Here is a 12,394-nt window from a genome sequence, read left to right on the forward strand (position 1 = left end):
TTAATGTTCTGCCACGATTTTGTGGCTCATAAATACCATGGTCAATGTAACAAATACATAAGCTTGGATCGCTCCAATAAAGAGCGAGAAGCCAATCCAGATCATTTCTAGCGGCATCACGATCGGCAATGACCACCAACCAAGACTAATAAACATGTTGGCAATCAATCCTAATAACACTTCACCAGCGAATATATTTCCATATAAACGCAAGCCTAACGTGATGACATTCGTAAATTCTTCGATGATTTTTAGCGGCAATAAAAAGCCCACCGGTTTCAGATACGAATTGATCAAGTAATTTTTGAAGCCCAACGACTTGATCCCAAAGAAATGTGTCAAGGAAATAACCATAAGTGCAAGTGTCAATGTAACAAACGGGTCTGCTGTCGGACTTTTCCATAAGGTAATGTCATCTGTCGTCACGATTTTTGTGACTAAGCCGATCTCATTTGCCACAAACACAAAAAGAAACATTGTTACACCGAGCAAATGAAAGTTGTTCACTTGAGATCCTGGTAGATTGTCCGCCACGATGCCACGAACAAAGTCAATGACCCATTCAATGAAGTTCTGCTTCCCTTTCGGTTTCATTTGCAGGTTACGTGTACAAATAAAGACCACCAAAAAAACAATAATACAAGAAATGATTGTCATCATAGCTACAGTTCCATCAAACCATATAGGACCGATATGAAACATAAGCGATTTATCTTCCAATCTTTCTCACCTCTTTTCCTGTCATCTCCAGAAAAAATCTGGTGTTACAATGCGTTTCCTCTCATAACAATCGGTATCATACCACCACGAATGGAAAATTTCAAAGCATTTTCAAGAAAATTAGACAAAAAACTCACAATGCCAAAAATCCTAAATTAATTGAAAAATCCTCGTGTCGCTATGTGGAAGAAAAAGCCTGTTATATCAACAGCTTTCCCTTAAATGCTACCAAATTTAGCGTGATTTTCAAAGCAATAACCTCTATCGGATTCTAAAAGAAGTTCTTAGAAAATTAGAAATTTCTAAGAACTCGGTCAATTTGTCTTTCTTGATCTTTGCGTTTCAAGGATTCCCGCTTGTCATATTCGCGTTTTCCTTTCGCTAAACCAATCAAAACTTTGGCATAACCATCCTTGATATACACCTTTAATGGCACAATCGTCATACCGGTATTTTTTGTTTCGCCAATCAGACGAGCGATCTGCTTTTTGTGTAGCAACAGTTTTCTCGTCCGCAATGGATCGTGATTAAAAATGTTTCCTTGCTCGTAAGGACTGATATGCACATTGACTAAGAATGCCTCACCGTTACGAATGCGTACAAAGCCGTCTTTCAAATTGATCCGACTGTTACGGATCGCCTTGATCTCGGTTCCCTGTAAGACGATCCCCGCTTCGATCGTATCGAGGATCGTGTAATCATGGCGGGCCTTTTTGTTTTGGGCGATTAATTTCCCTTCTCCTTTAGGCACGGGCCATCCCTCCAATTATTTTTTCTTGATTCCTTTGTAAAAAGGTTTTTTCTTTTTCACTTTGCCAGCTTTTTTCGGCTTGCCTTTGCCTGATTGCTCAAAGCGTTTCCCTTGGTTTTTCTCAGGGTTTCGTTGTTTTTTCCCGCGACGGTCCGCTTCATTTTTTTGATTGTTGTTACGTTTGTTGGCTTTTGGTGCTTGCAGTTTTTCAACTTCTTCTGCTGCTACCAGTTCGAAATCGATCTCTCTTGTTTCTGGATCAGCCTTTACGACTTTGATGCGAACTTTCTGACCAATTTTAAAGGTCAGGCCTGTCCGTTCACCCACAAGTGCCAGATGGTTTTCCAAATAATGGAAGTAATCTTGCTTCAGATTATTGATATGGATCAACCCTTCAATCGTGTTAGGCAGTTCAATAAACAAGCCAAACTTAACGACGGAACTGATGATACCGTCAAACTCTTCTCCTACTTTATCGGCCATATACTCAGCTTTTTTAAGCGCATCGACTTCTCTTTCTGCATCGACTGCTCGTCGTTCCATTTGGGAGCTGTGCAGCGCGATGTCCGGCAAGATTTCAGCCCATTTGTTTTGGTTGGCTTCTGAGACATCTTCACTGTAAGATCGAATCAAACGATGCACGATCAAGTCGGGATAACGACGGATCGGTGACGTGAAGTGGGTATAATCTTCCGCTGCCAAACCATAGTGACCGACGTTTTCTTCAGAATACTTCGCTTGTTGCATACTTCTTAGTAGCATCGTATTGACAACCATTGCCTCTGGCTTATCTGCGACATCTTCAACAACTTTTTGCAATTGTTTTGGTGAGATCGAGCCATTGGTCTGCTTGACTACGATCCCTAAAGCAGATGCAAAATCAAAGAAGCGGCGCATTTTCTCTTCTTTTGGTTCCTCATGGATCCGGTAAATAAATGGTAAATGCTTCTGATTGAAATGACGCGCCACGGTTTCATTGGCTGCCAACATGAATGATTCGATCAATCGTTCGCCGACGCCCCGTGCTCGTAGAACGATTTCTTGCGGGTGTCCTTCTCCATCGACCAAGACTTTTGCTTCTCGGTCTTCAAAAGAAACTGCCCCACGTTTGATGCGCATCGCTTCTAACACGTGATGCAAGGCGGCCATATCATGGAACATCGGTACTAATTCCGCATATTCTTTGGTGGTTTCTGGATCATTGTCTTCAATGATTTGATTGACTGCTTGATACGTCATACGGGCACTTGTTTGAATAATACTTTGGAAAATATTGTAATCTGTGACGATCCCCTCTTGGTTGATCCACATTTCACAGCTCATAGTCAACCTTGGGACATTCGGATTCAACGAACAGATCCCGTTTGATAAACGCTGTGGGATCATCGGAATCACACGATCCGTAAGATAGACACTCGTTCCCCGATCAAACGCTTCTTTATCCAATGCGCTGTTTTCGGTCACATAATAAGAAACATCGGCGATATGCACGCCCAAATAGAAGCTACCGTCAGGCAATGCTTTTACGGTCACCGCATCATCCAAATCTTTGGCATCCGCTCCATCGATTGTTACAATCTGTTGATCTCGTAAATCCCGCCGTTCCGGAAAGTCGGCAGGATCGATCGTATCTGGTACTGCATCTGCCGCTGCTAAGGTTTCTTCCTCGAATTTTGTTGGAATCCCGTTCGCCACGACGATCGATAATATATCCATTCCAGGATCGTTTTTATGTCCTACAACTTTCGTGATTAACCCCTCTAAGCTTTTCGAATAACCTTTTTCTGGGTAATGGCTGATTTCAACGATCACAATGCTCCCATCTACAGGTCGAATCCCTTGAGCACCAATAAACACCTTCAATTCACTTAGTTTTTTATCTTTAGGCTGAACAACGCCATATAGATCCGACTCTTCGATCTCTTTTTCATCAAATAATGTAAACTCGCCGACCAACTGACTGATGGCCCGTTGTTTGATCTCAACGACTTTCCCCTCTGCACCACGATCTGAGAAAGGATCCGCAACGTGCACGATGTCCACAGCAACGGTATCGCCGTCCATGGCATAGCCTGTTGCTTCTTTAGGGATATAAATATCGTCTTCTTCTTCATCCAAAGTGACAAAGCCGAAGCCCCGCTCGTTGGCACGGAAGGTTCCTTCCACAAACACTCGTTTCATGGGTAATTTCACTTTGCCTTTTTTGTTAAAAATCACGCTGCCTTCTCGTTCCATCGCCGCTACTGTCTGAACAAGATTCTTAAAGTCTGTACTTTTTTGAAGTCCTAGACCTTCAGCAATTTCTTCCATTGAAAAACTTTTTTTGCGGCTTTCTTCGAGAAACTGAATGATTTTTGTTTTAATCGTTTCTGTCATAACTCACTCTTTCCAAGCAAGTGTTTCTAAGAAAGCAAACACATCCTGCTCTAATTTTTTCCGTTCTGGTCCAACGGTCACCACATGACCGCTTTCGGGATACCATTGAAGCGTATAGGGAACATGGGACAGTGCCCCTGCTGTTTTGAAAACCGTCTGTGGATCGATCATTTGATCCTTTCCTGCTTGTGCTAGAAAGACTGGGCGCTCGATTTTCCCTAAATGCCCAGCTGTGGTTTGTCCGACTGTTTCGATTCCTTGCAGTTGCTCTCTGACCTTACGAGGGACTTCTGCCAATATTTCTTTTTGGGTCGCCTCGTCTAAATCAGCATAGGGTATGACCATTTCAGCATACTTTTCAAAATTGACTGGCACTTCATTCTTGGTTTCAAATAATGGCGAACAAAACAGTCCGCCCCCCATCAATGTTGGATCTTGTGTCAAACGATCCATCGCTAAAATCCCGCCCATCGAAAGTCCAAGAACGGCAACTTCTTCATAGCCTTTTTCTCTTACATAAGTAACTGCATCTGCAGCATCCTGCTGCCAAGCAGCCATCCCTTGATTTAAGATATCATCTGGATTGGGCGTACCATGTCCAGTAAACATCGGCGTATAAACCGTGTAGTCTTTTTGTTCTAACGAACGACAAAGCATACGCACATCGTTAGGACTACCTGAATAGGCATGGAACAAAATGACTGCTCGCTTGCCGTGTTCAGCAAAAACCGGTTTTGGTTGATTAAATGTTTTCATGTTTCCTTTCACCTCACGTCCAATTCTACCATAGTTAAGAAGAATACTTCGACAAATGCGATCAAAATCTTCCCCTTAAAAAGAAAAAAACCTCTCTTTACGAGAGGTTCGCTAGCAAAATGATTAGTTTGATGAAAGAAAAGCCAAAATAAAGAGCAAGACCATCCAAACAAACCCTAAAATGGCCGTTGAGCGCTGCATCACTGCTTCAAATCCACGGGCTTTTTGCTTACCAAACAATTGATCCGCACCGCCAGTAAAGGCACTAGCTGCACTATTTTGCTTGCTAGGCTGCATCATGATCGTAATGACCATTAAAATCGAAATAACAATTACAGCAGTTAATAAGATATTATACACGTTAGCTCCTCCTTGCTTGCTAAAGTCGTCCTTTCTATTTTAGCATTTTCCGCTAGAAATTACTACTCCCTTTTTGTCATTGCTCGTTGCGTGACGGTTTAAAAAAAAGACTGTCCTTTCTGACAGCCTTTTTCTCATAGATCGCTTTCGTTCAAATCAGCGAACGAGTACGTCATCATATTCTGGTTTTTCTTTGAACTCTTTGACCGCAAAGGAGCAGACAGGCATAATTTTTTTCTCTTCCCGTCGTGCTTTTTCAACAACTGCTTTGAGCAATTTTTGCGCCAATTGCTGTCCACGATAATCAGGGTTGACGAAGGTGTGATCAACTTCAAGTACATCATCTGGTGTTTCTTGCCATGTAATCTCACCAATTTCTGTTTCTCCATCATATAAAGCAAAACGCTTGTTTTCTTCTTTTATTTCCATTGTTTTCGCCCTTTCTATCAGACAATGTCTGTTTTTTGTTTGGTATTCTCAATAAATTGCAAAACGGTTGGCCAATATTCTGGGGCATCTTTAACTGCCTGTAAATGTCCCATATTGGGAAAAAGGACTTTTTGTTTCGGACCAGCCGTTGCTTCCATTAAAGTATTGATTTCTTTTTCAGAAAGAAACGTATCCTTTTCTCCTTGTAAAAACAGCACAGGTAAATGGTTGCTGCCGACTTGTCGGGTCACTGAGATTTGTAGGAAGGGGTAGCCAACTAAGTGTTTACTGTAACGATTGGCTAATCGCAAAAAGCGCTTGACGGGTAACCGAGAAAATTGTGGTAGACTTGCCCGAATGGCACTATAAACGGACGTATAACTGCTGTCTGAGATCAAACCCGCAACTTGCACCGGCATGACTTCTCCACTGGCCAGCAGCAAAGTCGCCGCTCCCATCCCTAAACCATAGAGGAAGATTTGGGTTTGTGGGTCTTTTTCCAAAATCTTATCGATCCACAAAAGCAGATCCATCCGATCTAGCCACCCTAAGCCGATCTCTTTGCCTTCACTACGGCCATGTCCACGCAAATCAGGAACTAAAACATTGTAACCCGCAGCCCAGAATTTCTCGGCCGCATCTTGACAGTCTGCTTGCCCATCACTGCGATACCCATGCAAGCAGATCACCCACGTTTTAGCACACTGATCAAAGACTTCTGCTCTCAGGATCAGATCATCGGTGGTCGTTACCGTACATTCCGAACCTTGTGACCAAAAAGCCGAACTGCTTTTCGCGATCCGCTCTTTGTATGGAATCCCCAGTTTCTTTCTGCCTTCTTTTTCATACCATTCATTGTTACGCATAATAATTGCCGAAACAAAATAGCGTACGCCCTTTTTCATCACAGACGTGCGATATACATAGTACACCAAAAAAATAAAAATAAGCAGTAGTAGCAATAGCCAAACCATAGGATCCCCCCTTCATTTTAGTTTACCATTTACACCGGTTTTCAGCCAAAGTTTTGTCGCAAGTCTTAAATAAGTCCTATACTTTTTTAAGAAAAAATCTTTGTACTGACTTCTAGCGAAGGAGCAGTACAAAGATTTGTTTGGTTAAATATGTTTCTGTTTATAGAATAGGAAGGCGATCATGGTGAGTAAAATACTTCCAAGAACACTTAGTTCATAAGAGGATTCCTCATTTGTCTTTGGCAATCGTTTTTCATTATCTGTCTGTGATGACTCTGTCTGGTTCTTTTTGTCATCCAGCTTTTGCTCGGCGTTTCCGGCTATTTTTTTCGGTTTATCAGACTTGTCAGAAGGTGTTGGTACTTTGGGACCGCTAGGATCATTCGGTGTCTCAGGCGTTTTTGATTCGACATAAGTATTGATCAAATCATAGTCATGGACTTCTGACTTGTATCCTTTGACAGCCACTTCTTGAATGCTATAGGTGTACGCTTGACCTTTCTCATCATATTTTGGCAGATCTTCAAAACGATAGGTCCAGTTGCCTTCTTTATCTGCTTTTACGGTTTGCTTGTCGATTTCTTTACCGTTTTGCATTAATTCGACAGTGATGCTTTCAGGGCGGGTATTGAACTTGTTATCATAGTCATTCCACGTCTTCGTTCCTGATACTACCGTTGTTTCGGTATTGTGATAGGTGTTGACCAGGTCATAGCCGTTGACTTTAATAGTGTAACTTGGCACTTTTTCTTCTTGGATCGTGTACGTGTATGCTTGACCTTTTTCATCATACTTAGGCAAATTTTCAAAGCGATAGGTCCAGTTCCCTTGGTTATCTGCTTTTACGGTTTGTTTGTCAATTTTTTTATCATTTTGCATCAGCTTCACAGTGATACTCTCTGGACGGGTGTGGAACTTGTTGCCATAGTCATTCCACGTCTTCGTTCCCGATACTACCGTTGTTTCGGTGTTGCGATAGGTGTTGACTAGGTCATAACCATTGATTTCAGTGGTGTAACCTGGCACTTTTTCTTCTTGGATCGTGTAGGTGTAAGCTTGACCTTTTTCATCATACTTAGACAGATTCTCAAAGTGATAACTCCAGTTGTTTTCTTTATCAGCTTTTACGACTTGCTTGTCGATTTCTTTATCATTTTGCATCAGCTTGACAGTGATGCTTTCTGGTCTTGTTTCGAATTTGTTATCGTAGTCATTCCATGTCTTTGTTCCGGCTACGTCTGTCGTTTCAGTATTGCGGTAGGTGTTGACTAGATCATAACCATTGATTTCAGTGGTGTAACCTGGCACTTTTTCTTCTTGGATCGTGTAGGTGTATGCTTGACCTTTTTCATCATACTTAGGCAGATTCTCGAAGTGATAGGTCCAGTTGTTTTCTTTATCAGCTTTTACGGTTTGTTTATCAATCTCTTTACCGTTTTGCATTAAGTCGACAGTGATGCTTTCAGGGCGGGTATTGAACTTGTTGCCATAGTCATCCCATGTCTTTGTTCCAGCTACGTCTGTCGTTTCAGTATTGTGATAGGTGTTGACTAGGTCATAGCCGTTGATTTCAGTGGTGTAACCTGAAACTTTTTCTTCTTGGATCGTGTAGGTGTATGCTTGACCTTTTTCATCATACTTAGGCAGATTCTCGAAGTGATAAGTCCAGTCGCCTTGGTTATCTGCTTTTACGACTTGCTTGTCGATTTCTTTATCATTTTGCATTAAGTCGACAGTGATGCTTTCAGGGCGGGTATTGAACTTGTTGCCATAGTCTTTCCATGTCTTTGTTCCGGCTACTTCTGTCGTTTCAGTATTGCGGTACGTGTTGACCAGGTCATAACCGTTTACTTTAGTAGAATACCCTTCAACAGGTGTTTCTTGGATTGTGTATTCATAGGTCTGACCAGATTCGTCAGTTTTCGGTAGATCAGTAAATTCATAATGCCAGTCCCCCTCTTTACTTTGGGTAACCGTTTTTGTTTGGAATACTTCACCGTTTTGCAATAATTGAACCATAATGCTTGTCGGACGGGTATTGAATTTGTTGTCATAATCATCCCACGTTTTGGTCCCGCTGATTGTCGTTGTTTCAAAAGAAAGCAATTGATTCATGGCAGCTAGTTTAATAGTCGGCACGATTGTTTCATTTGCTTGCAGATCCCAGCGATGGGTTTCTGCGTTGACCAGCACTGTATCAGCAATGATACTGCCGTCAACATTTTGATGGACATCGACTGTATCACCAACAGCCAAGATGGTTCCTTGGAATGGACTATTAATCGAAATCGTTTGGCCCTCTGATTGGTCAACAAAATTCCATAAGATAACAGCATCATCAAACTCTTCTGTTTCATGGCTATTACGAGACGTACCATCCGTATATTCTAGTTTGATTTGGGACTTAACATTAACGGTGCTGGCTCCCTCAGTGTCCACATTGATGATCACAGGCGTATTTCCTCTTGTTAGCCCTTTAATGGTGATTGGCGTATCTTTTTCTAATTCCGTTTTTGAAAGAGAAACAACAACCTTTTGATCTTCTTTCGCAATTGTATCTTCTGAAAAAGAAATGGGTTTTTTATCAATCAGATAGCCGTCTGGCGCTTCCGTTTCCACAAAGGAATATTCTCCCTCTGGAAGACCAGCTTCGATCACCTGCCCATCATCATTTGTGACTTCTTCATCGACTTCCTTATGCGTCTTGTTGTTTTGAAGTTCGTAAACACCATCATCAAGTGGATTTCCTTGTTCGTCTGTCAAGGTCAAAACAACCGCTTGTGTCTCATCTTCGGCATCGGCTGTATTGATGACCCGCTGATTATTATCAGTGAAATCCTTGGTTACACCGGGTGTCTGCGGATAAGCTCCCAGTCTTTCTGACGTCGCCTGTAACGTTGAAAATGCTTGTTCAAAGTCTATATAAGGCTCACTCACGGATTGATCTTGAAAAACTTCGGAAGTCTTCAAGTGATCCATTCTCTGACCATTTACAAAAACGGCAGGTTGCTGATTTTGATCTGCTAAATCTACTGTGACTGATGGGCCAAAAACAACTTTGTTTTTTCTACTATCACTTCCTGATACAAAAGAAGAGTTTGCGATGGAATTGACCTTTTGAATATAATTGATTTCTGTTGGCAAAGAACCATCCTGAATACTGGTCCCAAAATTGACATTTCCGTTTAATTCACCAACGGCCAAATTTCCGTTCGTGTGTGTATTTAGCGTCGCATGGTTAGCAAAAATATGAAAATATTGCGCTTCTCCTAGAAGTGCGTCATCAACTTCAGGAACATCATTTTTAAAAATGCCCCCACTTGAAAGTTGTGAAGCTGCTGGCGCACTTGCTTGGGTATCAGGCGTTGATTCTATGGTTTTTGATGCAGTATTTGACGCCGTTTGTTGTTGTGACTCGCTGCTTGTTGATACAACCTTTTTTTCAGAAGCCTCTGTTTGATCCTGAGTATCAGAAAGTACGGCTTCTGTACTCGTTGCTTCTGTGGATTCATTTTCAGGTAGAACAACTGCTACATCTGTTGTGTTGATGATGTCTTCTTTCACTTGTCCATTTTTTTCATCTGTTTGAAGAAAGGCGGATTTGATTGTCAATGTTTGAAGACTTTTTGTTTGAAACGTTAGCGTCATTTGGCTAAAAGAACTGCTAGCGGTTTCTTCCATCAGCTGCTGTCTTTGCGGATCATATGTAAATGGCGTGCCGCTGCTTTGAATCGAGTTCGGCAGAACCGTTTGTTCCCCTTCACTCAAGCTGAATGCCAGTTGATTTGCTGCTTGTTGATTCTTTTCTACTTGGATCGTCCAAGTGATCTCCCCTGTGGTAGGATCTGGTAATGATGTCACTTGCGCTATGCCCTTTTCGTTTTGAAATAGGATTGTTTTGGGATTCTCCTCGGTGTCCGCATTGGCTGTGATGACTGATAATAAAGGCGCCAAATAGGATAAAATAAGTAAGGACAGCATGAACATTGGGTAAGCTATTTTTTTCACATAAGTACGCATTTCTCTTCCTCCAAACAACAAATTTTACTCAGGTGATTATCCTAATCGGAAAAAAGAGAAAATGCAAAATGACCCAAATTTTGATTCTGTGAGAAAAATGAGAGCAAAAGCCAAAAAATGGGTCCTTCTCTCAAGGGAATTTGTGAAAATGAAATAGGATTTCTTTTGTTTGAAAAACAACAGAATATTTTTTTCATGATAAATACTCAAAATCCAGAAAGAATCTTTTGTTTGTGATAAAAGTTCTTTCCTTCAAAACGCTTAAACATCAGGAGTGATTGGCTACTCGCTAAAATTTCACTTGTCAAAAAAAAATAATTGTAAACTGAAAATGAAATTTTCATAAACAATCATATTATTTTCATTTTCGGTTACAAAAATTTTAGCAGATTCTTTAAAATCTTACTGTTATTTTCCCTTTATTTATAAGTTCTCTTAACTTTTACTGTACAAAGAAACGTCTTTATCGTTTTTGGGACTGATGAATCATAATTGATTCTTCAGTCCCAAGTGTGTTTTTTGTACAACATATCAATCCTTATTGACGACAAGACTTTATTGCAAAGTCCGATGTTCTGATCTAGTACAAAAGACTAACCATGGAAAAAAAGGGAATGGTTATTGCAATCCGCTCGAAATTCACGTTTCCTTCTCCAAATCGACTACTCTTTGTCGTTGCTGATCAAGAAATCAAGCAATTCCGACTGTTCCGCAAAGATTGCTTCTACTGATAAGCTTCTATGATGACTCTTTTGCTTGGTAGCTTCTGGTAGCTCAGAATCAATTTGGTTAGTTGAAGATTCGAGGGACTTCTCGACTGGTAAAGGTTCTGCATTCACTTTCGACTCTAAACCGTCTGGCTTCATTGGAAATGGACTGTTATCCTCAAAGTGATCTATCGAAGCATTCAGTTGACTTTTCCAAAACAACTCTCCGAAGAGATACACGCCAAGAGCATTTTTATTGTTAAACACTTTACAAGATAACCCCATCTTGTTGAGTGCCTGATTTACTGTGTTTTCGTTGATCGTTTCTGAAGGAATATCTCTGATTAGAATTGTATCAGCATATTGAATATCTTGATCACTGTTTACATAATCAATCAATTGATCTGTCAAAGCAGTCGTCTCTTTTTTAACGATCTCAGTTAAATCTATTGTCTGACCTCCATTGATCGTCACGACAAATGGATTGTTTTTCTTAGCTGTGACAAGCATATCGTAAACGACGCCATGATCTAGCGCAAAGATAGGTGCGGGATGATCCCCCTCATTTTCTTGATAAGCTTGTACCACGTTGCCTGCCAATTCAAACAAGCCGTCTGTGACTTTTGAACTTTTGATCAGTTCCCCATTTTCGTAGCTATCACAAGTGAGAGAATGATCATTGATTTCAATCACATAGGTCAACCCAGCAAGAATTTCTTCCACGCCTAACATCAAATGAATATCATTTCGTTTGCTTTCAAAAATTGCGCCCAGAGATTTCGGGATCAGCTTTACTCGCTCGATGCGGATCTGATAGTGAGTGCCATCAACAACTGTCTCGAATTCATCTGCCAGTTGTCTCTCAATGTCAGCAAGCCGGTCAAAACTTTCTGTTGCTACGCCAAGGCATAATGAACAGCTAAAGTAATCCTCTGCAATTTCAGTAAAAAGTGAGGGTCTTTTCGCTACTAAATAAGAGAGTATCGTTTTGATATATGTCTTAAATTTTTGGTCTCCCAGGATTGCCAACGGATTGCCAAATGTTTGATAGGCTTCTGATCGTCGACTATACAACTTGTCGAGCCCCCAAGTGATTTCTTTCTCGCTGCCCCCGAGAAGTATTCGTTTCCCTACTTTGTTTTTTAGGTAGATCGGTTCATTATTCTTTCCTAAAAGATATTGTAGATTATTTTTTTTGACTTCTGAATAAACAGAACTTCTGACATCTTGATAACCGTAGCCAACAACGCCTACTCGAAATTCATCAATGTCTAATGCAATGATTTTGTTCACACTAATCC

9 protein-coding genes are annotated in these 12,394 nt (G+C 41.0%); all 9 read right to left on the reverse strand.

Annotated features, from left to right (window positions below; all coding sequences use genetic code 11):
* The gene (atpB, locus tag IGJ26_RS12255; RefSeq protein WP_008380872.1) at positions 1-720 is read right to left on the reverse strand and encodes a F0F1 ATP synthase subunit A; all 720 of its coding nucleotides are present in this window, start codon (positions 718-720) and stop codon (positions 1-3) included.
* A gap of 292 nt (positions 721-1,012) precedes the next feature.
* Entirely contained in the window at positions 1,013-1,471 is a 459-nt protein-coding gene (gene smpB / locus IGJ26_RS12260) for an SsrA-binding protein SmpB (RefSeq protein WP_008380870.1), read from the reverse strand.
* A 15-nt stretch (positions 1,472-1,486) separates the two neighbouring features.
* Positions 1,487-3,847 (reverse strand): ribonuclease R, encoded by a 2,361-nt coding sequence (gene rnr / locus IGJ26_RS12265; protein ID WP_430599665.1) that lies wholly within the window; start codon positions 3,845-3,847, stop codon positions 1,487-1,489.
* A gap of 3 nt (positions 3,848-3,850) precedes the next feature.
* A complete protein-coding gene (locus tag IGJ26_RS12270; RefSeq protein WP_430599666.1) occupies positions 3,851-4,603 on the reverse strand; it encodes an alpha/beta hydrolase in 753 nt (250 codons plus the stop codon).
* 123 nt (positions 4,604-4,726) lie between these two features.
* Positions 4,727-4,963 carry a preprotein translocase subunit SecG gene (gene secG, locus IGJ26_RS12275; protein WP_005228700.1) on the reverse strand — a complete coding sequence of 79 codons (237 nt, stop codon included), beginning with the start codon at positions 4,961-4,963 and terminating at the stop codon, positions 4,727-4,729.
* A 156-nt stretch (positions 4,964-5,119) separates the two neighbouring features.
* Positions 5,120-5,392, reverse strand: a complete 273-nt coding sequence (locus IGJ26_RS12280; RefSeq protein ID WP_005234370.1) for a GNAT family N-acetyltransferase — start codon at positions 5,390-5,392, stop codon at positions 5,120-5,122.
* A gap of 17 nt (positions 5,393-5,409) precedes the next feature.
* Positions 5,410-6,366, reverse strand: a complete 957-nt coding sequence (locus IGJ26_RS12285) for an alpha/beta hydrolase (RefSeq protein WP_430599667.1) — start codon at positions 6,364-6,366, stop codon at positions 5,410-5,412.
* A 144-nt stretch (positions 6,367-6,510) separates the two neighbouring features.
* On the reverse strand, positions 6,511-10,386 hold the full coding sequence (locus IGJ26_RS12290; protein ID WP_430599668.1) for a Cna B-type domain-containing protein: 3,876 nt from the start codon (positions 10,384-10,386) through the stop codon (positions 6,511-6,513).
* A 662-nt stretch (positions 10,387-11,048) separates the two neighbouring features.
* Positions 11,049-12,386: a hypothetical protein gene (locus tag IGJ26_RS12295; protein WP_225869307.1), complete on the reverse strand. Its 1,338-nt coding sequence runs from the start codon at positions 12,384-12,386 to the stop codon at positions 11,049-11,051.
* Between the last annotated feature and the right edge of the window lie 8 nt (positions 12,387-12,394).

The organism is Enterococcus sp. AZ095a, from assembly GCF_050546735.1.
In the GTDB taxonomy this organism is placed as follows: domain Bacteria; phylum Bacillota; class Bacilli; order Lactobacillales; family Enterococcaceae; genus Enterococcus_D; species Enterococcus_D entomosocium.

Coding starts and splice junctions, on each gene's coding strand:
- rnr (WP_430599665.1), bottom strand. CDS start 3,847: ATGACAGAAACGATTAAAACAAAAATCATTCAGTTTCTCGAAGAAAGC.
- IGJ26_RS12270 (WP_430599666.1), bottom strand. CDS start 4,603: ATGAAAACATTTAATCAACCAAAACCGGTTTTTGCTGAACACGGCAAG.
- IGJ26_RS12280 (WP_005234370.1), bottom strand. CDS start 5,392: ATGGAAATAAAAGAAGAAAACAAGCGTTTTGCTTTATATGATGGAGAA.
- IGJ26_RS12285 (WP_430599667.1), bottom strand. CDS start 6,366: ATGGTTTGGCTATTGCTACTACTGCTTATTTTTATTTTTTTGGTGTAC.
- IGJ26_RS12290 (WP_430599668.1), bottom strand. CDS start 10,386: ATGCGTACTTATGTGAAAAAAATAGCTTACCCAATGTTCATGCTGTCC.